This is a genomic window from Natrinema sp. H-ect1 (assembly GCF_041821105.1).
GTDB lineage: Archaea > Halobacteriota > Halobacteria > Halobacteriales > Natrialbaceae > Natrinema > Natrinema thermotolerans.
On record NZ_JBGUBA010000002.1, the window covers coordinates 657,381 to 675,892 of the forward strand.

Annotated in this window: 29 protein-coding genes; 27 read left to right on the forward strand and 2 right to left on the reverse strand. The window is 65.2% G+C overall.

The window, feature by feature from the left end; genetic code table 11:
* Nucleotides 1-2 precede the first annotated feature (2 nt).
* From ACERIM_RS07530 to secY, 24 genes are read left to right on the forward strand one after another with little or no spacing between them, the layout of a single operon-like run.
* Entirely contained in the window at nt 3-1,022 is a 1,020-nt protein-coding gene (locus ACERIM_RS07530; protein ID WP_006651017.1) for a 50S ribosomal protein L3, read from the forward strand.
* A gap of 3 nt (nt 1,023-1,025) precedes the next feature.
* Nucleotides 1,026-1,778, forward strand: a complete 753-nt coding sequence (gene rpl4p, locus ACERIM_RS07535; RefSeq protein ID WP_049966078.1) for a 50S ribosomal protein L4 — start codon at nt 1,026-1,028, stop codon at nt 1,776-1,778.
* On the forward strand, nt 1,775-2,029 hold the full coding sequence (locus ACERIM_RS07540) for a 50S ribosomal protein L23 (protein ID WP_006651018.1): 255 nt from the start codon (nt 1,775-1,777) through the stop codon (nt 2,027-2,029). The genes rpl4p and ACERIM_RS07540 overlap by 4 nt, the downstream gene beginning before the upstream one ends.
* Before the next feature lie 2 nt (nt 2,030-2,031).
* A complete protein-coding gene (locus ACERIM_RS07545; RefSeq protein ID WP_006651019.1) occupies nt 2,032-2,754 on the forward strand; it encodes a 50S ribosomal protein L2 in 723 nt (240 codons plus the stop codon).
* The gene (locus ACERIM_RS07550) at nt 2,751-3,173 is read left to right on the forward strand and encodes a 30S ribosomal protein S19 (RefSeq protein ID WP_006180018.1); all 423 of its coding nucleotides are present in this window, start codon (nt 2,751-2,753) and stop codon (nt 3,171-3,173) included. The genes ACERIM_RS07545 and ACERIM_RS07550 overlap by 4 nt, the downstream gene beginning before the upstream one ends.
* A 7-nt stretch (nt 3,174-3,180) precedes the next feature.
* Nucleotides 3,181-3,660, forward strand: coding sequence for a 50S ribosomal protein L22 (locus ACERIM_RS07555; protein ID WP_006651020.1), 480 nt, complete (start codon nt 3,181-3,183; stop codon nt 3,658-3,660).
* A complete protein-coding gene (locus ACERIM_RS07560; protein ID WP_373631918.1) occupies nt 3,660-4,607 on the forward strand; it encodes a 30S ribosomal protein S3 in 948 nt (315 codons plus the stop codon). Before ACERIM_RS07555 ends, ACERIM_RS07560 begins: the two co-directional genes overlap by 1 nt.
* Nucleotides 4,607-4,831 carry a 50S ribosomal protein L29 gene (rpmC, locus tag ACERIM_RS07565; protein ID WP_006651022.1) on the forward strand — a complete coding sequence of 75 codons (225 nt, stop codon included), beginning with the start codon at nt 4,607-4,609 and terminating at the stop codon, nt 4,829-4,831. The genes ACERIM_RS07560 and rpmC overlap by 1 nt, the downstream gene beginning before the upstream one ends.
* 10 nt (nt 4,832-4,841) lie before the next feature.
* Nucleotides 4,842-5,249, forward strand: a complete 408-nt coding sequence (locus tag ACERIM_RS07570; RefSeq protein ID WP_049966080.1) for a ribonuclease P protein component 1 — start codon at nt 4,842-4,844, stop codon at nt 5,247-5,249.
* A complete protein-coding gene (locus ACERIM_RS07575) occupies nt 5,240-5,674 on the forward strand; it encodes a 30S ribosomal protein S17 (RefSeq protein WP_006180013.1) in 435 nt (144 codons plus the stop codon). Before ACERIM_RS07570 ends, ACERIM_RS07575 begins: the two co-directional genes overlap by 10 nt.
* Nucleotides 5,674-6,072, forward strand: coding sequence for a 50S ribosomal protein L14 (locus ACERIM_RS07580; protein ID WP_006180012.1), 399 nt, complete (start codon nt 5,674-5,676; stop codon nt 6,070-6,072). The genes ACERIM_RS07575 and ACERIM_RS07580 overlap by 1 nt, the downstream gene beginning before the upstream one ends.
* A gap of 2 nt (nt 6,073-6,074) precedes the next feature.
* Nucleotides 6,075-6,431 carry a 50S ribosomal protein L24 gene (gene rplX, locus ACERIM_RS07585; protein ID WP_006651024.1) on the forward strand — a complete coding sequence of 119 codons (357 nt, stop codon included), beginning with the start codon at nt 6,075-6,077 and terminating at the stop codon, nt 6,429-6,431.
* On the forward strand, nt 6,428-7,126 hold the full coding sequence (locus ACERIM_RS07590) for a 30S ribosomal protein S4e (RefSeq protein ID WP_006651025.1): 699 nt from the start codon (nt 6,428-6,430) through the stop codon (nt 7,124-7,126). Before rplX ends, ACERIM_RS07590 begins: the two co-directional genes overlap by 4 nt.
* Nucleotides 7,123-7,656, forward strand: a complete 534-nt coding sequence (locus tag ACERIM_RS07595) for a 50S ribosomal protein L5 (RefSeq protein ID WP_006180009.1) — start codon at nt 7,123-7,125, stop codon at nt 7,654-7,656. Before ACERIM_RS07590 ends, ACERIM_RS07595 begins: the two co-directional genes overlap by 4 nt.
* Nucleotides 7,649-7,837 (forward strand): 30S ribosomal protein S14, encoded by a 189-nt coding sequence (locus ACERIM_RS07600; RefSeq protein WP_006651026.1) that lies wholly within the window; start codon nt 7,649-7,651, stop codon nt 7,835-7,837. Before ACERIM_RS07595 ends, ACERIM_RS07600 begins: the two co-directional genes overlap by 8 nt.
* A 1-nt stretch (nt 7,838) precedes the next feature.
* Nucleotides 7,839-8,231 carry a 30S ribosomal protein S8 gene (locus ACERIM_RS07605; RefSeq protein ID WP_006180007.1) on the forward strand — a complete coding sequence of 131 codons (393 nt, stop codon included), beginning with the start codon at nt 7,839-7,841 and terminating at the stop codon, nt 8,229-8,231.
* A gap of 2 nt (nt 8,232-8,233) precedes the next feature.
* Entirely contained in the window at nt 8,234-8,767 is a 534-nt protein-coding gene (locus tag ACERIM_RS07610; RefSeq protein ID WP_006651027.1) for a 50S ribosomal protein L6, read from the forward strand.
* Nucleotides 8,768-8,770: 3 nt separating this feature from the next.
* Nucleotides 8,771-9,481, forward strand: a complete 711-nt coding sequence (locus ACERIM_RS07615) for a 50S ribosomal protein L32e (RefSeq protein WP_006651028.1) — start codon at nt 8,771-8,773, stop codon at nt 9,479-9,481.
* The gene (locus ACERIM_RS07620) at nt 9,474-9,923 is read left to right on the forward strand and encodes a 50S ribosomal protein L19e (RefSeq protein WP_006180001.1); all 450 of its coding nucleotides are present in this window, start codon (nt 9,474-9,476) and stop codon (nt 9,921-9,923) included. The genes ACERIM_RS07615 and ACERIM_RS07620 overlap by 8 nt, the downstream gene beginning before the upstream one ends.
* Nucleotides 9,923-10,471 carry a 50S ribosomal protein L18 gene (locus ACERIM_RS07625; RefSeq protein WP_006180000.1) on the forward strand — a complete coding sequence of 183 codons (549 nt, stop codon included), beginning with the start codon at nt 9,923-9,925 and terminating at the stop codon, nt 10,469-10,471. Before ACERIM_RS07620 ends, ACERIM_RS07625 begins: the two co-directional genes overlap by 1 nt.
* Entirely contained in the window at nt 10,468-11,124 is a 657-nt protein-coding gene (locus ACERIM_RS07630; protein ID WP_006179999.1) for a 30S ribosomal protein S5, read from the forward strand. The genes ACERIM_RS07625 and ACERIM_RS07630 overlap by 4 nt, the downstream gene beginning before the upstream one ends.
* Entirely contained in the window at nt 11,124-11,591 is a 468-nt protein-coding gene (locus ACERIM_RS07635; RefSeq protein WP_006179997.1) for a 50S ribosomal protein L30, read from the forward strand. The genes ACERIM_RS07630 and ACERIM_RS07635 overlap by 1 nt, the downstream gene beginning before the upstream one ends.
* A 2-nt stretch (nt 11,592-11,593) precedes the next feature.
* A complete protein-coding gene (locus tag ACERIM_RS07640; protein WP_006651030.1) occupies nt 11,594-12,073 on the forward strand; it encodes an uL15m family ribosomal protein in 480 nt (159 codons plus the stop codon).
* Between the two features lie 3 nt (nt 12,074-12,076).
* A complete protein-coding gene (gene secY / locus ACERIM_RS07645; RefSeq protein WP_015298766.1) occupies nt 12,077-13,537 on the forward strand; it encodes a preprotein translocase subunit SecY in 1,461 nt (486 codons plus the stop codon).
* 670 nt (nt 13,538-14,207) lie between these two features.
* On the opposite strand, the gene ACERIM_RS07650 is transcribed toward secY, so the two are convergent.
* Nucleotides 14,208-14,474, reverse strand: a complete 267-nt coding sequence (locus ACERIM_RS07650; RefSeq protein WP_006179994.1) for a cytochrome C oxidase subunit IV family protein — start codon at nt 14,472-14,474, stop codon at nt 14,208-14,210.
* Nucleotides 14,475-14,622: 148 nt separating this feature from the next.
* Between ACERIM_RS07650 and ACERIM_RS07655 the strand changes: the two genes are divergently transcribed.
* From ACERIM_RS07655 to ACERIM_RS07665, 3 genes are all read left to right on the forward strand, one after another.
* A complete protein-coding gene (locus tag ACERIM_RS07655) occupies nt 14,623-16,023 on the forward strand; it encodes a hypothetical protein (RefSeq protein WP_373631919.1) in 1,401 nt (466 codons plus the stop codon).
* A 98-nt stretch (nt 16,024-16,121) separates the two neighbouring features.
* Nucleotides 16,122-16,406, forward strand: coding sequence for a hypothetical protein (locus ACERIM_RS07660; RefSeq protein ID WP_006179992.1), 285 nt, complete (start codon nt 16,122-16,124; stop codon nt 16,404-16,406).
* A gap of 69 nt (nt 16,407-16,475) precedes the next feature.
* Nucleotides 16,476-18,089: a S8 family serine peptidase gene (locus tag ACERIM_RS07665; protein WP_373631920.1), complete on the forward strand. Its 1,614-nt coding sequence runs from the start codon at nt 16,476-16,478 to the stop codon at nt 18,087-18,089.
* A 30-nt stretch (nt 18,090-18,119) separates the two neighbouring features.
* On the opposite strand, the gene ACERIM_RS07670 is transcribed toward ACERIM_RS07665, so the two are convergent.
* The gene (locus ACERIM_RS07670) at nt 18,120-18,464 is read right to left on the reverse strand and encodes a 2Fe-2S iron-sulfur cluster-binding protein (protein WP_373631921.1); all 345 of its coding nucleotides are present in this window, start codon (nt 18,462-18,464) and stop codon (nt 18,120-18,122) included.
* Nucleotides 18,465-18,512: the final 48 nt, after the last annotated feature.

Sequence of the window (18,512 nt, forward strand, 5' to 3'; positions counted from 1 at the left end):
GCATGCCACAAGCAAATACACCACGCAAAGGCTCACTCGGGTTCGGCCCACGAAAGCGTGCGACCAGCGAGGTCCCGCGTTTCAATTCGTGGCCGGACACTGACGGACAGCCGACGCTGCAGGGCTTCGCGGGCTACAAGGCCGGCATGACCCACGTCGTCATGGTCGACGATAAAGCGAACTCGCCGACCGAAGGGATGGAAGAGACCGTCCCCGTGACGATCGTGGAGACGCCGCCGATGCGCGCGGTCGCGCTGCGAGCGTACGAAGACACACCGTACGGGAAGAAGCCGATTACCGAGGTCTGGACCGACGAGTTCGTTCCGGAACTCGATCGGGTTCTCGACATTCCCGGTGACGATTACGACGTCGACGCCGCCGAAGACGAGCTTCGGGGCCTCCTTTCGGAGGGACGCGTCGACGACGTCCGCGTCATCACGCATACGGTGCCCACCGAGATTCCCTCGGTACCGAAGAAGAAACCCGACGTGATGGAAACGCGCGTCGGCGGCGGCTCCGTCGAGGAGCGCGTCGACTTCGCCCTCGAGACCGTCGCCGACGGCGGCGAACACGTCATGAACGACGTGTTCCGCGCCGGCGAGTACGTCGACGCGAGCGGCGTCACGAAAGGGAAAGGGACCCAGGGTCCCGTCAAGCGATGGGGCGTCCAGAAACGCAAGGGCAAACACGCCCGGCAGGGCTGGCGTCGCCGCATCGGCAACCTCGGCCCCTGGAACCCCTCCCGCGTCCGCTCGACGGTCCCCCAGCAGGGCCAGACCGGCTACCACCAGCGGACGGAACTGAACAAGCGCCTCGTCGACATCGGCGAGGGCGCTGACGCGACGGTCGACGGCGGCTTCGTCAACTACGGCGAGGTCGACGGCCCGCACGCGTTGATCAAGGGCTCGCTCCCCGGGCCACAGCAGCGTCTCGTACGCTTCCGCCCGGCGATCCGACCCGGAGACCAGCCGCGCCTCGATCCCGAGGTCCGGTACGTCTCCACCGCATCCAACCAGGGATAACACATGGACGCAACAGTACGAAACCTGGACGGCTCGGACGCGGACACGATCGAGCTCCCGGCGGTCTTCGAGACCCAGTACCGCCCGGACCTGATCGCTCGTGCCGTTCGCGCCGCGCAGGCAAACCGAAAACAGGACTACGGTTCCGACGAGTTCGCCGGCCTCCGAACGCCGGCCGAATCGTTCGGTAGCGGCCGCGGGATGGCCCACGTCCCACGACAGGAGGGTCGCGCTCGCCGCGTTCCCCAGGCCGTCAAGGGACGCAAGGCCCACCCGCCGAAAGCCGAGAAGGACCAGTCCGAATCGATCAACACGAAAGCAAAGAAACTGGCCGTCCGCAGCGCCATCGCTGCGACGACCGACGCCGAACTCGTCGCCGAGCGCGGCCACGAGTTCGACGAAGACGCCGAGATCCCCGTCGTCGTCGACGACGAGTTCGAGGACCTCCAGAAGACCCGCGAGGTCGTCGACTTCCTCGAGGCAGCCGGCCTCGCGGACGACATCGAACGCGCCGACGAGGGACGCAGCGTCCGCTCCGGCCAGGGGAAAGCCCGTGGCCGCAAGTACAAGACGCCGACGTCGATCCTCTTCGTCACCGCCAGCGAGACCGGCCCGTCCCGAGCGGCCCGGAACCTCGCCGGTGCCGACGTGACGACGGCCGCCGAGGTCAACGCGGAGGATCTCGCACCCGGCGCCCAGCCCGGACGGCTCACCGTCTGGACCGAAAGCGCGCTCGAGGAGGTGGCCGAGCGATGAGTTCGGCCATCGAACACCCGCTGGTCACGGAGAAGGCGATGAACGACATGGACTTCGAGAACAAGCTCCAGTTCGTCGTCAATCCGGACGCGACCAAGCCCGAGATTCGGGACGAGGTCGAGGAGCGGTTCGAAATCTCCGTCGAGAACATCAACACGCAGGTAACGATGAACGGCAAAAAGAAGGCGATCGTCCGCCTCTCCGAGGAAGACGACGCTCAGGAAGTCGCTTCGCGAATCGGGGTGTTCTGAACATGGGACGACGCATTCAGGGCCAACGACGCGGCCGCGGGACCTCGACGTTCCGTGCCCCGTCCCACCGATACAAGGCGAAGCTCGACCACAAGAAAGAGGAAGACGACGACATCGTGCGCGGGACGGTCGTGGACATCGAACACGACCCGGCCCGGTCCGCACCGGTCGCCGCCGTCGAGTTCGAAGACGGCGACCAGCGACTGATCCTCGCCCCCGAGGGCGTTTCGGTCGGCGAGGAACTGCAGGTCGGCGTCTCCGCCGAGATCAAGCCCGGCAACACGCTGCCGCTGGCCGAGATCCCGGAGGGCGTTCCGGTCTGTAACGTCGAGTCCAACCCCGGCGACGGCGGCCGATTCGCCCGCGCCTCGGGGACCAACGCCGACCTGATCACCCACGACCGGTCGGCGGCGGTCATTCAGCTTCCCAGCGGCGAGGTCAAGCGCCTTGATCCGCAGTGTCGTGCCACCATCGGCGTCGTCGCCGGTGGCGGCCGCACGGAGAAGCCGATGGTCAAGGCAGGCAACAAGTACCACAAGATGAAGGCCCGGGGCACGAAGTGGCCCCGTGTCCGCGGTGTCGCGATGAACGCCGTCGACCACCCGTTCGGTGGCGGCGGCCGACAGCATCCCGGCCAACCCAAGTCCGTCTCTCGGGACGCCCCGCCGGGACGGAAGGTCGGTGACATCGCATCCCGAAGCACCGGTCGAGGTGGCAACAAATGAGTCAGGAGTACCGAACCGGCCGCGAAGGTGAGTTCACCTACCGCGGTCACACGCTCGAGGAGCTGCAGTCGATGGAGCTCGACGAGGTCGTGGAACTGCTCCCCGCACGACAGCGGCGAAGTATCGAACGCGGTCTCTCCGTCGAAAAGGAGAAACTGCTCGAGGAGGCCCGCGAAGCGGGCGAAGAGGAAACGGCGAACAACCCGATCCGAACGCATCTCCGGGACATGCCGATCCTGCCCGAGTTCGTCGGGCTGACCTTCGAGGTCTACAACGGACAGGCCTTCGAGCGCGTTCGCGTCGAACCCGAAATGATCGGCCACTACCTCGGCGAGTTCCAGCTGACACGGACCTCCGTCGAACACGGTCAGGCCGGCATCGGCGCGACCCGATCGTCGAAGTTCGTCCCACTGAAGTGATTATCGTATGGGAATCAACTACTCAGTCGACGCGGATCCCGACGCCACGGCGAAAGCCATGCTTCGGGAGCGTCATATGAGCCACAAGCACAGCAAGGAGGTCGCACGCGAGATCAAGGGCAAGACCGTCGGCGAGGCCCAAGCGTACCTCCGTGACGTAATCGACGAGAAGCAGTCGGTCCCGTTCAAGTCCCACAACGCCGGCGCGGGGCATCGCTCCGACGTCGACGGCTGGGACGCCGGCAAGTACCCCGAGAAGGTCTCGGGGGAGTTCCTCGACCTGCTCGAGAACGTCGAGGCCAACGCGGACCATCAGGGCTTCGACGGCGAGTCCATGGAGATCGTCCACGTCGCCGCCCACAAGATCGGCGAGTCCGTGGGCCGCAAGCCCCGTGCGATGGGGCGTGCGTCCTCGTGGAACACGCCGGAGGTCGACGTCGAGATCGTCGTCGAAGAACAGGAGACAGACGAGGAGGACGATAGCTAATGGCTGACGAACATCAATTCATCGAGAACGGCCTGCAGCGGTCCCAAATCGACGAGTTCTTCCAGGAAGAACTCGGCCGCGCGGGCTACGGTGGTATGGACGTCGCCAAGACGCCGATGGGAACCCAGATCGTCCTCAAGGCCGAAAAGCCCGGGATGGTCATCGGCAAGGGCGGCGAGAACATCCGGAAGGTCACGACGACCCTCGAGGAGCGGTTCAACCTCGAGGACCCCCAGATCGACGTGCAGGAGGTCGAGGAACCCGACCTGAACGCACGAATCGTCGCGGACCGACTGGCCAACGCACTCGAGCGTGGCTGGTACTTCCGGAAGGCCGGTCACACGACGATCGACCGGATCATGGAAGCCGGCGCGCTCGGTGCCGAGATCGTCCTGTCGGGGAAGGTCACGGGCGCTCGATCGCGCGTCGAGAAGTTCAACCGCGGCTACATCAAGCACAACGGCGAGCCCGCCGAGACGGTCGTCGACCACGGCCAGGGCGTCGCGGTCATGAAACTCGGCACCATCGGTGTCGACGTCAAGATCATCCCGCCGGGTGCGGAGCTGCCCGACGACTTCGAGGTCAGCGAAGACATGGACCCCGAAGAGATCGTCCCCGACGCCGTCGAGGTCAACGAGGAAGGCGGCGTCGAGGAACTCCTCGAGGGCGAACCCGAGGAGGCCGAGGCCGCTGAGGCCGCGGCTGACGCTGCGGACGCCGACGAGGCCGACGCCGAGGCCGACCTCGACGAAGACGTCGTCGAGGAGGTCATCGAGGAAGAGGTCGACGCCGACGAGGAGTTCGACGAGGTCGAAGTCCCCGGCGGCGACGAGGACGTCGAGGAAGACCTCGAGGAACTCGAGGAAGACGTCGAAGCCGAGGCCGAGGAACTCGTCGAGGAGATGGAAGAGGCCGACGACGACGCGGACGAGGGAGGTGACGCCTGATGGCGATCCTCCACGTCGAAGAGATCCGCGACATGACGCCCGCCGAGCGGGCGGAAGAACTCGAGGAACTCGAGACCGAACTGCTGAACCAGAAGTCCGTCCTCGCCGCCGGTGGGGCCCCGGAGAACCCGGGCCGCATCGGCGAGCTGGGTCGCACCATCGCGCGGATCAAGACGATCCAGCGCGAGGAAGGCGACGTAGCGGACGAAGCGACCGACGAATAACCACACACCAATGGCACTAACACCCGAAACGCTGCCGCGACACGAACTCAACGGGCTCCCCGTCCGAGTCGTCGAGAGCGACGACTCCTCGCGGGTGGGCATAGAGGGACGCGTCGTCATCGAGACGACCAAGACCCTCTCCGTAGAGATCCGTGACGGCGGCGAGTCTCGGGTGGTGATGGTGCCGAAATCGGGCTCGACGTTCGAGTTCGCGATCACAGATGACGCCGCCGACCTCACGAAGGGGTCGGGGACTGCGTCCAAACTGGCCGACACTCAACCTGCAGCGGGGGACGATTGCGCCGCCGCTGTAGATAGCGCCGGCGAGGATGTAGCCTACGTTACGGTCGATGGATCGCGCTTGCTCTCACGACCCGCCCGACGCACGGAAACGAATGGTGACTCACCATGGCAATAGGACTAGACGTTGACACCCCTCCGGAACCAGAGAACCCGGAGGAATACGACTACGAGAAGTGTCCGTTCTACGGCGAACTCTCCGTTCGAGGGCAGATCCTCGAGGGGACGGTCGTCTCGACGGACATGGACAAGACCGTAGTCGTCGAGCGAGAGTACGATGTGGCGGTCCCGAAGTACGACCGACACATGAAACGACGCTCGCGCATCCCGGCACACGTACCGGGCGTGCTCGAGCCGCTCTCGGTCGGTGACACGGTCAAGATCGCAGAGACCCGACCACTGTCGAAGACGAAATCGCACGTGGTCGTCGAAGTAACCGAGGAAGCGACCGCCGAGGACCTCGCGGAGCTGACCAGCCAGGCCGAGCCTGAGCCGGCGCTTTCCGACGAGGACCTCGCCGCCGCAGAAGAGGGTGATCAGTGATGGAGGCGATGAAGGCCGACGTCACGCAGGGCCTGAAGAAGGGCTCGCTGGTCACGTGTGCCGACAACACCGGCGCGCGTGAGCTGAAGGTCATCAGCGTCGCGGGCTACCACGGCACCAAGAACCGCCAACCGAAGGCGGGGATCGGTGACAAAGTGACCGTCTCGGTCACCAAGGGTACCCCCGAGATGCGCCGCCAGGTCCTCGAGGCCGTCGTCGTCCGCCAGCGGAAGTCGATCCGCCGGCCCGACGGCACCCGACTGAAGTTCGAGGACAACGCGGCGGTCATCATCGACGAGAACGAAGAGCCCCGTGGTACGGAGATCAAGGGGCCGATCGCCCGCGAAGTCGCGGAACGCTTCGGAGCAATCGCCAGCACGGCGACGATGATCGTATAGATATGACCGAGCAACCACACAAACAGCGAACGCAGACGGAACGCGCGCCGCTGCACAAGCGACAGAAGCAGCTGCACGCGACGCTGTCCGACGACCTCCGCGAGGAGTACGACACCCGTCGAACCCGCGTCAACGCGGGCGACACGGTCGAGGTCATGCGCGGCGACCACGCCGGCGACGAAGGCGAGGTCATCCGCGCGATCCTCGAGGACGGAACGATTCACGTCGAGGACGTGACCGTCGAGACGGCCGACGGCGAGGAAGTGCCGCGGCCGCTGGACCCGTCGAACGTCCGGATCACGGACCTCGACCTCGAGGACGAGCGTCGCGAGGCGCGTCTCGAAGGTGATAGCGAATGACGAAACACCAGAAACGACTATCGGTACCGAAGTCCTGGCCGGTCGAGCGAAAGACCGAGACCTTCACGGTCAAGGCCGACGCCGGTCCCCACGGTGAAGACGGCGTGCCGCTCGTCGTCCTCCTGCGGGACGTCCTCGGCTACGTGGACTCGCGGAAGGAAGCACGGTACGCCCTGAGCGAGGACGCGATCCTCATCAACGGCGACGCGATCAACGACGAACAGCGCCCGATCGGCATGTTCGACATCGTCGCGTTCCCCGGTCGCGGGGAGTACTACCGCGTCTTCCCCGACGAGGGCGGTCGGCTCGCGCTGACCGAGATCGACGAGGAGTCGGCCCAGAGCCGCCTCGGCAAGATCGAGGGCAAACAGCAGGTTCCCGGCGGCGACACGCAGCTCACGCTGCACGACGGGACCAACGTCCTCGTCGACGACGACGAGTACCAGGCAAACGACTCGATCGTCATCGACAACGACGACAAATCGATCGTCGCCCATTTCCCCTACGAGGAGGGGGCGCTCGTGACGGCCGTCCGTGGCAACCACGGTGGCAAGATCGGCGAGGTCGACGCGATCGACGTCACGCCGGGCAGCGGCTCGAACCGCGTCGGCGTCTCGACGGACGACGGCGGCTTCGAGACCGTCGAGGAGTACGTCGTCGTGATCGACGAGAACTTCACGGGTGATGACGAATGAGCGAAGCCGAAGCCGACTTCCACGAGATGCGCGAACCGCGTGTCGAGAAGGTCGTCGTCCACATGGGCGTCGGTCAAGGTGGTCGCGAACTCGGGAAAGCCGAAGACATCATCGAGGAGATCACGGAGCAGGAAAGCGTCCGGACCCAGGCGAAAAAGACCGAACCTGACTTCGGCATTCGCCAGGGCGATCCGATCGGCACGAAGGTCACCCTTCGTGACGACGACGCCTACGAGTTCCTCGAGAAGGCGCTGCCGCTGACGGAACTCTCCCCGGCCCAGTTCGACGACACGGGTAACTTCAGCTTCGGTGTCGAGGAACACACCGACTTCCCGAGCCAGGAGTACGACCCGAACGTCGGGATTTTCGGGCTGGACGTCACCGTCAACCTGGTGCGTCCGGGCTACCGGATCGCCAAGCGCGACAAGGCCACCCGGTCGATCCCGTCGAAGCACCGACTGACCCCCGAGGACGCGCTCGCGTTCATCAGGGCGAACTTCGACGTCAGCGTGGAGGCAGACGATGAGTGAAAGCGAAACAGAAGCGGACGACGACCGCACGGGCGAGCACGCCGCAAAGCGGACGGGACAGATCGAGTCCTGTCAGCGCTGTGGTCGCGAGCAAGGACTCGTCGGCAAGTACGACATCAATCTCTGCCGGCAGTGCTTCCGCGAGATCGCCCGCGAGATGGGATTCAAGAAGTATCGATAACATGACCGGAAACGATCCACTCAGCAACGCGCTCTCGGGACTCGACAACGCCGAGAGTGTGGGTCATCTCACCCACGAGGTAACGCCCGCCTCGAACGAGATCGGCAGCGTACTCGAGGTCTTCTACGACCGCGGGTACATCGACGGCTTCGAGTACGTCGACGACGGCAAAGCCGGTCAGTTCGAGGTCGAACTGAAAGGAGCGATCAACGAGTGCGGCCCTATCAAGCCCCGCTACGCCGTTGGCGCTGAAGACTTCGAGAAGTGGGAGAAGCGCTATCTCCCGGCTCGAGACTTCGGTGCGCTCGTCGTCACGACGAGCAGTGGCATCATGAGCCACTACGAGGCACGCGAGCAGGGTATTGGGGGCCAGGTGATCGCATACGTCTACTAACCATGCGAGTTGAACTGGAAATCCCCGAAAACGTAACCGTCGAGGTCGATCGGTTCGACGTGACCGTCGAAGGTCCGGAAGGTGCCGTTTCGCGGCGCCTCTGGTACCCCGACGTGACCGTCGAGACAGACGACGACCAGGTGGTCATCGAAAGCGGCGTCGAGGACGCGAAGACGAACTCGACCGTCGGCACCTTCGAGAGCCACATCACCAACGCCTTCCACGGCGTGACCGAGGGCTGGGAGTACGAGATGGAGGTCTTCTACTCTCACTTCCCGATGCAGGTCCGCGTGGAGGGCGAGGAGGTCGTCATCGAGAACTTCCTCGGCGAAAAGGCACCGCGACGAACGACTATCCACGGTGAGACGGAGGTTACCGTCGACGACGAGCAGCTCGTCCTGTCCGGCCCCAGCAAGGAAGACGTTGGACAGACGGCGGCCGACATCGAGCAGCTGACGAAGGTCAGCGGCAAGGACACCCGTATCTTCCAGGACGGGGTCTACATCACCAACAAACCCGCCAAGGGAGGTGCCTGATAGATGGCAGACGACGAACCCCAGGAACTCGAGGACATCAGCGGCGTCGGCGCGAGCAAGGCAGACGCACTACGCGACGCCGGCTTCGAGTCCATTCAGGACGTCAAGGAAGCCGATCAGGACGACCTCGCCGAGGCCGACGGCGTCGGCAACGCGCTTGCGGCCCGTATCAAGGCCGACGTCGGTGACCTCGAGGTCACCGAGGAGACCGAGGCCGAGATCGAAGACGAAGGCGCCGAAGAGGAAGAGCCGGACGAAGACGTCGAAACCGAACTGCAGCCCCGCGGGCTGACCGAGAAGACGCCCGATCTCTCCGAGGAGGAGGAGCGACTCCTCAACCGACGGAAAAGCGAGGGCAAGCCGCAGTTCAACCGGCAGGACTACCACAAGAAAAAGCGGACGCCGGAATCCTGGCGTCGACCCCGCGGGACGCTGTCCAAGCAGCGCCGCGGCGTCAAGGGCAAGGGCCCGAAGGTCCAGGCCGGCTACCGCACGCCGACGGAAGTCCGCGGGAAGCACCCGAGCGGCTTCGAGGAAGTCTACGTCGAGAACACGGACGACCTCGAGGGCGTCGACGGCTCCCGCGAAGCGGTCCGGATCGCCTCCTCGGTCGGCGCGCGCAAGCGCGAACGCATCGAGGAGCAAGCAGAGGAGCAGGGCGTCCGCGTCCTGAACCCGACCTACGAGGAAGTCGAGGTGGAAGCAGATGACTGATCTCTCCGCACAGAAGCGACTGGCAGCCGACGTCCTCGACGTCGGCGAAAACCGCGTCTGGCTCGACCCCGACGCCCAGGGCGACATCGCCGAAGCGATCACCCGCGACGAGATCCGCGAACTCGTCGACGAGGGACGCATTCAGGCCGACGAACCCTCGGGCAACTCCCGCGGTCGCGCCCGCGAGCGCAACGCGAAACGCGCCTACGGCCACCAGAAAGGTCAGGGCAAGCGCCGCGGCAAGAAAGGCGCACGCCAGAACGAGAAAGACGAGTGGCAGGACAAGATTCGCGCACAGCGTCGGAAGCTGCGTGAACTCCGCGACAAGGGCGAACTCTCGCCCACGCAGTACCGCGAGCTCTACAAGAAGGCTGGCGGTGGGGAGTTCCGTAGCGTCCGGTACCTGTTGAACTACATCGACGACAACTACGGTGACCAATAATGGCGACAGGACCACGATACAAAGTACCGATGCGGCGTCGCCGTGAGGTCCGGACGGACTACCACCAAAGGTTGCGCCTGCTGAAATCGGGCAAGCCCCGCCTCGTCGCTCGCAAGAGCAACAAGCATACTACGGCGCAGCTGATCACTCCCGGACCTCAGGGAGACGAGACGCTCGCAAGCGCACATTCGAGCGATCTAGAGGAGTACGGTTGGGACGCACCCACGAGCAACATTTCGGCGGCGTATCTGACCGGCCTGCTGGCCGGCCAGCGAGCCGTCGAGGCCGGGATCGAGGAGGCAGTGCTGGACATCGGCCTCAACACCGCGACGCCGGGCAACAAGGTGTTTGCGGTCCAGGAGGGGGCGATCGACGCCGGCCTCGAGATCCCGCACAACGACAGCGTACTGGCGGACTGGTCGCGCACTCGCGGCGAACACATCGCCGAGTACGCCGAGCAGCTAGACGAGCCGCTCTACAGCGGCGAGTTCGACGCGACTGACCTCCCCGAACACTTCGACGAGGTACGAGAGGAGATCCTAGAATGAGTGGAAACAACTACAACGACGGCGGATGGGAACCGGTTACCCGTCTCGGCCGAATGGTTCAGGAGGGCGACATCGAGACGATGGAGGACGCCCTCAACTCGGGCCTCCCGCTGAAGGAGCCCGAACTCGTCGATCAGCTCCTCCCCGGGCTGGAAGACGAAGTACTGGACATCAACATGGTCCAGCGGATGACCGACTCCGGGCGACGCGTGAAGTTCCGCTGTGTCGTCGCCGTCGGCAACCGCGACGGCTTCATCGGCTACGCGGAAGGCCGCGACGACCAGGTCGGTTCCGCCATCCAGAAGGCCATCGGTATCGCGAAGCTGAACATGATCCAGGTCCCCCGCGGTTCGGGTTCCTGGGAGGACCGCTCGGACCGGCCACACTCGCTGACCCGACGGACGACCGGCAAGGCCGGCTCCGTCGAAGTCGAACTCATCCCCGCCCCCGAAGGGCTGGGGCTGGCCGCCAGCGACACCGTCCGTCACGTCCTCGAGCTGGCTGGCATCGAGAACGCCTGGACGAAGAGCCACGGCAACACGCGAACGACGGTCAACCTCGCGAAAGCGACCTACAACGCACTCGAAAACGCCTCCCAGTCGCGGCACCCGCGCCGCCGACCCAACCGTGAGGAAGCCGAGGTGAGCGAGTGATGAAGGCGATCGTTCAGGTTCGCGGCGAAGTGAACCGACAGGACGACGTCCAGGACACGCTGGAGATGCTCAACATCCACAGCGTCAACCACTGCGCGCTCGTCCCCGAGACCGACGCCTACGAGGGGATGATCGCGAAGGTCAACGACTACGTCGCCCACGGCGAACCCGACGCCGACGTCCTCGAGACGCTGCTCGCAAAGCGAGCCGAACCCCTCGAGGGCGACCAGGCAGATGTCGACGAAGCGTGGCTGGCCGACAACACCGAGTACGACGACTTCGGTGAACTGGCCGACGCGCTCCTGGCGGAGGAGACGACCCTTCGTGACGAAGGACTGTCACCGACGCTTCGACTCCACCCACCGCGGGGGGGTCACGAGGGTATCAAGAAGCCGACCATCGAGGGCGGCCAACTCGGAAAGCATACAACGGGGCAGATTAACGACCTGCTAGAATCGATGCGATAACCATGACGAGCAAAAAACGACGCCAGCGCGGATCGCGGACCCACAGCGGCGGTTCCCACAAGAACCGACGCGGTGCGGGCCACCGCGGTGGTCGCGGCCGTGCCGGGCGCAGCAAACACGAGTTCCACAACTACGAACCGAAGGGCAAACACGGTTTCAAGCGTCCCCACGACATCCGCGAAACGGTCGCGGAGATCGACGTCCAGAAGCTAGACGAGGACGCGATCCTCTATGTCGCGGAGGACCTCGCCGAGGAGACCGACGGTGGCTACGCTCTCGACGCTCGCGATATCGTCGAGGACGGCCACGAGGTCGACAAAGTGAAAGTCCTCGGTTCAGGACAGGTTCGCAACGAACTGACCGTCACGGCTGATGCCTTCTCCGACGCGGCGGAAGAGAAGCTCGAGGCCGCTGGCGGCGAGGCCGTCCTCACGGAGCGCGCACAGGAGGACGACGCCGACGACGAACAGGACGAGGACTAACATATGGGATGGAAGGAAGCCGCTGAACCGGTCCTAACGCGGATGCCAGCAGTGCGCCGTCCGGAGGGGCACGTCCCCTTCAAGCGGAAGCTGATGTGGACGGCCGGCATCCTCATGTTGTACTTCTTCCTGACGAACGTCACGCTGCTCGGTCTGCAGTCCGGCGGGGCAAACGACCTCTTCGGCGAGTTCCGCGCGATCCTCGCGGGCTCACAGGGGTCGGTGCTGCAGGTCGGTATCGGCCCGATCGTCACCGCGAGCATCGTCTTACAGTTGCTCGGCGGGGCGAACTTGCTCGGACTCGACACCGACGATCCGCGGGACCAGGTCCTCTATCAGGGGCTCCAGAAGCTGCTGGTGGTCATGATGGTGATCCTGACCGGGCTTCCGATGGTGTTCGCCGGCGGCTTCCTGCCAGCCCAGCAAACGCTGCAGCTCGGCGGCCTCGCTCTCGAGGGAACACAGGTTCAGCTCCTGATGTTCGCCCAGATCCTCGTCGGCGGGATCCTCATCCTCTACATGGACGAGGTCGTCAGCAAATGGGGCGTCGGGAGCGGGATCGGCCTGTTCATCATCGCCGGCGTGAGCCAGCGACTGGTCACCGGGCTCGTCCAGCCCGCACAGGGCGGGTTCCTCTTCGACTGGTACCGCATCCTGACCGGTCAGGTCGACGTCGGATCGCTCGTTTCGGCGAGCGGACTCCAGACGCTGCTGATCGGCGAGGGACAGCTCATCGCACTACTGACGACGCTGCTGATCTTCGGGATCGTCGTCTACGCGGAGTCGGTCCGCGTCGAGATTCCGCTGAGTCACGCTCGCGTCAAAGGCGCTCGCGGTCGCTTCCCCGTGAAGCTCATCTACGCGAGCGTCCTGCCGATGATCCTCGTTCGCGCCGTGCAGGCGAACGTCCAGTTCATGGGCCAGATCCTCAACCGGCAGTGGAGCGGCATGCCCGCCTGGCTCGGCACCTACTCGCAGGGCCAGCCCGACGGCGGGTTCTTCTACTACGTGTCGCCGATCTACTCGCCGCAGGACTGGATGTGGTTCACGGCGAACGTCTCCCAGGAGTGGTGGCAAGTGCTGATCCGCATCGGTATCGACGTCACGTTCATGGTCGTCGGCGGTGCGATCTTCGCCATCTTCTGGGTCGAAACGACCGACATGGGGCCCGAATCGACGGCGAAGCAGATCCAGAACTCCGGGATGCAGATCCCCGGCTTCCGACAGAACGTCGGCGTCATCGAGAAGGTCATGGAGCGGTACATTCCGCAAGTGACCGTCATCGGCGGCGCACTGGTCGGCCTGCTGGCCGTCTGGGCGAACATGCTCGGTACCATCGGTTCCGTCTCCGGGACGGGGCTGCTGCTCGCGGTCTCGATCACGTACAAGCTGTACGAGGAGATCGCCGAGGAACAGCTCATGGAGATGCACCCGATGATGCGCCAGATGTTCGGCAACGAGTAAACCGTTCGCCGTCTCCCGACGACCTGCCTTTCCTCGTTTTCACCGCCCGATAGCGACGCTCTTCTCGAGGCTCGCTGCTTCTCGTACCCGATCCGGACCGAACGAGAGGGTTGAGCCGGGTCGATTCTGCATGTGGTAGCTCTCTCTCGTCGAGACGATCCACCGCGAGCGGTGCATCGCCGAAGCGCCGTCGAGACGGCTTTCTCAGGGAATCAGCAAGCGTCAGTATAAACCGATGACCGACTCGACTGTCTCCGCGACGCAGTTGGAGTCGACTCCCGAGTGGGTGGAGGATTCCGTCGTCAGGCTGCCACGGGATTCGAGCCGAGTGACGGATAATGGGTCCGGGACGATCGAATTCGGCCTCGAGGACGGCCCCAGTAATACAACTCGGCAACGTGAAACCGCGCTCGTTTGCCGTCCGTACCGAACGTTGAGAACGGTTATCCGGCACTCAGTCGGTCATGATTGGACCTGTGTCACCCAGTTCATCTCCCCGTGGAAAACGGTGCTGTCCGGATTCGTGGGGCTCCAGAACCAATCGGTGATGTCGAGTTTGAACGTGGCTGTGACGGTCGAGAGGTCACTCGAGCGACGCTAAAGACGATACGAATCCCACCCGATCGGCGGGAGAAAGGACGTGCCCGATCGTTGCGACGAGACGGCGCGGTTACTGAATCGAGTACCCAGCAGCGAGGGTCAGCAGGACGACCATGAACGCCGCGGTGAGCATCATGTAGGTGATCGAGCGGGGTTCGTCTTTCAGGTGCTGGAAGTAGCCGGCGATCAACGAGACCTTGATGGCCGCCAGAATCATCGTCCCGATTATTGCCATCTCGTAGGTGAAAATATCCGGGAAGTGGAAGAAAACGAACTTCCCCGTAGCCAGCAGTAGCAGTGCCACGTAAATCAGGCTGTACGTCCGAATGCTCGCCATTGGTGGTGAATGTGGGCGACGGATACTTATACCTTCCTCATATGACCCCAACGGAACGTGCCCCCGCGACGTAGCCACCGCTCGCCGTGGGCGGTACCCGGGAACTGGAAACGACACGTAGATGCACGACCAGCCCGAATCGCCGCCAATGAGTGGACGGTCGGCTTTCGTCCGCCGGTTCGGTATCGGCCTCGCGGTCGCGTTCGTCGCGCTGGCTGTGGGTGCCGGCGTCGCCGCCGCCAGCAACGTCGCCGCCGGTCTCACCGGCGGTAGCGACGTCTCCGTGCCGACGTGGCTCTACCTCGCGACCGGCGGCGGCGCGGTCGGTGCCTCGGCGCTTCTGACCATGCTCGTCACCGACCGGGAGGTCATCGGGGCGTATCACGATCGCACCCTCGAGTCACCTGCAAAGCGGCTGGAGTCGGCCGGTGGCCTGCTGCTTGGCGTCGTCGGACTCCTCGGACTGGCCGGCATTCTCGTCGTCGGCGTCCTCGGACCGAACATCGGGCTGGTCAGCGCGACGGTCCTCGTGACCTTCGCCGGCGGCCGCGCGCTGTTGACGATCGTCACGTACACGGTCGGGAACCCCTGGCCCGCGTTGAACCCCTGGCGACGAATCGCCGAGATCCTGCCGAGCGCGGGTGAGCCCTACCCGGAGGCCTACCGTTCCTGGCCCGCCGTGATCGCCCTGCTGGCGTTCGTTTGGCTCGAGGTGGTCGCGCCGCTGACGTCGTCGCCCGTGGTGTTGACGTTCGTCATCGTCATGTACTCGCTGTTTACCCTCTCGGGCGCGGTCGTGTTCTCCCCGGAGACGTGGTTCCGTCGCGGGGATCCGCTGTCGCTGTGGTTCCGGTGTTACGGGGCCGTCGCCCCGATACAGCGGACCGACGACGGACTCGAGCTTCGGTTTCCGGGCGCACGCTTGAGCGAGGCCGACCTCGTGACCGACCGATCGCTCGTGGCCTTCGTGCTGGCGTTGGTCTGGGAGCTGACCTACAGCGGCTTCATCGTCACGCCGGTCGGCGTCCGAACGATCGAGGCGCTGGTCGGGATCGGCCTGCCGCCGGGACTGGTCTATCTGGCGCTGTTGGCGGGCGGGTTCGCGGCCTTCTGGAAGGTCTACTGGATCGCCATCGACCGGACCCGTGAGCGGGCCGAGACGTATCTCTCACGGGAGTATCTCGGCCTGCGACTCGCCGCCCCGCTGCTTGCCATCGCGGCCGGCTACCACCTCGCACACTACGTCGGCTTCGGGCTCTCGCTGTGGCCGTCGCTGGTCGACGCCGTGGCGATGCCGCTGAACCCGCCGCCGAACCCGACGCGCTATGCCCTGCCGGGCTGGTTCGGCTACGTCGAGATCGCGGGTATCCTGCTCGGCCACGTCCTCGCGGTGTGGGTCAGCCACACCGTCTCCTTCGACCTGTTTCCCGGGAAACTGCAGTCGATCAGGAGCCAGTACCCGCTGATCGTCGTGATGGTCTTTTTCACGATGGCGAGCCTGTATCTCGTCTCGCAGGGCTCGATGAGCCCGCCCTACGTCCCGAGTTGACGTCCCGTCCGATCGACGAGCCGTTGTGATGATCCGTCGGTCGGTGCGGGGTTCCGAACCGGCAATCACTTCTTCGCGCCGCCGTAACGACCGACCGAATGGCGACCGAACGCGCGCTCGAGCCGGAGTACGAGGTGCCGACGGACGGCCCGGAAGCGACCTGTCCGTACTGCGGGCGGCCGTTTCGGTCCGACCGCTATGCCACCTTCCACGTCGGGGTCGAACACGCCGAGGAGTGTACGGACGCGGAGCAGGAGGCCTTCGACGAGGAACGCGACGACGAGGAGTACGACCTGTTTACCTTCCACTTCAAGACCGCTATTTCGGTGTTTCTGGTCTACTTCCTGTTTACGTTCATCTACGCGCTCGTCTGGGCCGGGTAGATCGTGCCGTTTGCCGACCAGTTCGGTCTCCAGAATCTCTTTCCCCGCTGATTACACAGTACCGGTCACATGGTCGCTGGCTTCCCTCGCCCGGACGCCCTCGGAACCCTCGTCATCGTCTTCCTTCTACTCGTCTCCCTCAGCACCCCGTTTGCCCTCGGGGTGGCCGGATCCGCCGACCCTGGAACGGCCGCTGCGGACGACTCGATCGTCATCGACGACGAGTTGCCGACTGACGGCCCCACCGTCGAGGTCGTCGTCAGGCTCACCGAGCCGACTGTTCCCGACGGTGTAAGCGACGCCGAGGCCGAACGACGGCTCGAGGCCCACGCCGAGGCAACCCAGGATCCCCTGCTCGAGTACGCCGACGACAGACGGGGGTTGGCCGTCGAAGAGCGCTTCTGGCTGACCAACGCCGTGGTCCTCGAGGTCGACACCGAACGGGTAGCGTACGAGACCTTCGACCGGTTCGACGCGGTCGAGGCGGTTCACGAGAACATCGTGGTCTCGGTCCCCGAACCCCCGGCACGCGCGAACGCGACGGCATCAGGGCCGACCGCGACGACGGCAGCGACCGCGGGCGCGTCGCGAACGACGAACGGGCTCGCGCAGGTGAACGCACCCGCTGTCTGGGACGAGTACGACGCCCGCGGCGAGGGCGTCCGCGTCGCAGTGCTGGACACCGGCGTCGACCCGGACCACCCCGATATCGACCTCGCGACCGAGGATCCGTCGGATCCGACCTTTCCCGGCGGCTGGGCGGAGTTCGACGCGACCGGGCAGCGGGTCGAGTCGGTGCCACACGACACCGGCGTCCACGGGACTCACGTCAGCGGGACGGTCGCCGGCGGGGCCGCGAGCGGGACCGCCATCGGCGTGGCCCCCGACGCCGAGTTGCTTCACGGACTCGTCCTGAACGAGACGAGCGGGACCTTCGCCCAGATCGTCGCCGGGATGGAGTGGGCCGTCGAGCGAGACGCCGACGTCCTCAGCATGAGTTTCGGGGCGACCGGCCGATACGCTCAGCTGATCGATCCGGCCCGAAACGCGCGGGCGAGCGGCGTCGTAGTCGTCGGCGCGGTCGGAAACGAGGGGCCAGACACCTCGGGGAGCCCGGGCAACGTCTACGAAACGCTCACCGTCGGCGCGGTCGATTCGACCGGGACCGTCCCGCCGTTCTCGGGCGGTGAACGCATCGCCCGCGAGGAGTGGGTCGGATCCTCGGTTGACTGGACGGCCCCGTCGTCGTACACCGTCCCCGACGTCGTCGCACCTGGTGTCGCCGTCACGAGCGCCACCCCTGGCGGCGGGTACGAGTCGCTTCCGGGAACGTCCATGGCAACGCCACACGTCTCCGGGACGGCCGCCCTGTTGCTATCGATCGCACCCGACGCGACGCCGACGGAGATCGAAGCCGCGCTCACCCGGACCGCTCGAGTGCCCGCTGACGCCGACAGCGAGACGATCGCGACTCGCTACGGCGCGGGCATCGTCGACGCCAGCGCTGCCGCGGACACGATCGCACCCGTTCGCGGAACGAGCCGCCCGGCCACCGGCGGCTCAAGCGATACCGAACTCGGTGGCGACTCGTTCTCGACTGTGGCTGTCATCGCGAGCGTCGCGTTGCTCGCGGTCTGTCTCGGCCTCGTCGTTCTGGTTCGGTATCGACCGGGCGACCGGTAATCGCGGCGGCTGTCGGTCGACGACACGCAGTCAGGACTCCGACGAAGGCCGACGCGGGAGGAGCTGCCCCCACACGTGCTTGTCGAGACAGCGGACCGTCAGCGGCTCCTCGACCGTGAGACAACAGGAGAGCCGCGGATAGCCGAACCGGACCGCCGCAGCGTCGTGCCAGTGGGTCGGTTCCGGTGCGGGGTCGACCTCGACAGTGCAGGTCGAACACAGACCCCGTCCTCCGCAGTTGGCAACCCGTGATACCGTTCCGTAAACGGGGAATCCGTGTTCGAGCAGCGCATCCCGAAGGATCGTGCCGGACGCTACTTCGATGACGCGTTCGCTCTCGTCGGTGATCACGGTTACCGGAATGGCCTCGCCCATACTCGCAGTACGGGCCCGAGGTACGTGGCGCTAGTGGTGGCGGGAGTT